We start from the raw sequence: 1,463 nt of genomic DNA, 5'->3' as shown, positions 1-1,463 counted from the left end.
CTTGCTAACGCTTCGGGGCGTTACCCCCGCACGTAAGGGACTTGCACCCTCTGGAATATTATGGTATCTTCGATACCAGATGCCCATGCCGGGCACACACAGCACCTATAAGAAATTGGCGGTTCAGTGGTTAAATGAAGCTTTGTGCTTCGTATCAAGTTCAGTGGTGGCAGACAGTTTTGTGCTTCAAAATCGCCAACTTCTTATAGCTGCAAACCGTTGTGTGTGATTATAAAAAACGACTGATATGAGATTAAAAATTTGCATTATAATATTGTTGTCAGGACTTTTAAGTGAGACTTTTGCTCAATCAATAGCGCGAGTTGAAAATGTAAAAATTCAATCAAAATCATTAAATCAAGAAAGAGAAATTTTGATTTATACGCCTAATGACTATGATTTGAGAGTACATGAATATTTTAATGTAATTTATGTTTTTGATGCTCAAGCAAGGGAGCTTTTTGATTATACTAGTTCTACAATTCCCTTTCTAACAGATGCTCGTAAATCATTCATAATTGTCGGAATAACTTCACCTAACAACGAGAATATTGACTATAGTAGATTGAATGATTTTTTACCTCCAGAATCAGAGGCGTTTAAGAATAGAGTTGCTAATTTTTATGGAAATGCGGACAATTTTTTAAACTATGTTGAAACGGAAGTTGTACGTTACGTAAATTTAAAATACAGAACGCTAAATCACAATATTGCGGTTGGACATTCTTTAGGCGCATCATTCATTCTATATTCATTACTTAAAAGACCAAATCTATTTCAAAATTATATAGCAATTTCACCAAATCTAGCATATGATGAAAACAAAATAAGTAAAGAACTCTCAAAATTCGATTATACCAAAATACAGAATTCGACTTTCATTTATTTGAGTAATGCAGATGAAGGGGTTGAGTATTGGAAAGAGTGGAAACCAGCTAGAGAAAAAATATATTCATTTTTTAGAGATACGTTAAAGAATGAAAACGTAACAGTTGAAATTGCTGAATACACCAAAAATAATCATTGGAATACATTTCCACCAAGCTTAAATCATGCCTTGGAATTTTACTTTAAAAATATCCAGGAAAAACAAGAAAATGAGTTAAGTAAAGAAAAATTTGAAGTCGTAATAAAAGTCAAGACTTTTGGAAAAGATGATGTCATTTACATATCAGGTAATCAACCAAATTTGGGAGATTGGAGCCCTAGTAAAGTTAAAATGAAAAAAATATCTGACTTTGAAAGAGAAATAGTTTTAACTGTTCAAAGTCCAGCTCAATTCAAATTCACAAAAGGGAGTTGGGATACAGAATTACAAGTTAAGGGAGCGTACAAAAATTTGATAATTAAACCAGAAACGAAGAAAGACTTTGAATTTGAATTAGTTAAAGACGAATAACCACACACAATCGAGTAGACGGCCCCGCCAACCGTTAGGTTAGCGAGGTGCGCCTCTCACACCA

Annotated in this window: 2 protein-coding genes; both read left to right on the top strand. The window is 33.8% G+C overall.

The annotated features are described in order from the left end of the window. On the top strand, positions 1–229 hold a 229-nt coding region (locus tag IAQ59_RS21905), incomplete at its 5' end, for a hypothetical protein (RefSeq protein ID WP_209332992.1). An 18-nt stretch (positions 230–247) separates the two neighbouring features. Beyond that, positions 248–1,399, top strand: coding sequence for an alpha/beta hydrolase-fold protein (locus IAQ59_RS21900; RefSeq protein WP_209332991.1), 1,152 nt, complete (start codon positions 248–250; stop codon positions 1,397–1,399). Positions 1,400–1,463 lie beyond the last annotated feature (64 nt).

The organism is Lunatimonas salinarum, assembly GCF_017811155.1.
Classification (GTDB): domain Bacteria; phylum Bacteroidota; class Bacteroidia; order Cytophagales; family Cyclobacteriaceae; genus Lunatimonas; species Lunatimonas salinarum.
Note: the sequence above shows the minus strand (reverse complement) of the source record. Positions and strands in the feature narration are given on the sequence as shown.

Excerpts from the sequence above, each read along its gene's own strand:
- IAQ59_RS21900 (WP_209332991.1), top strand. The coding sequence starts at position 248 with ATGAGATTAAAAATTTGCATTATAATATTGTTGTCAGGACTTTTAAGT.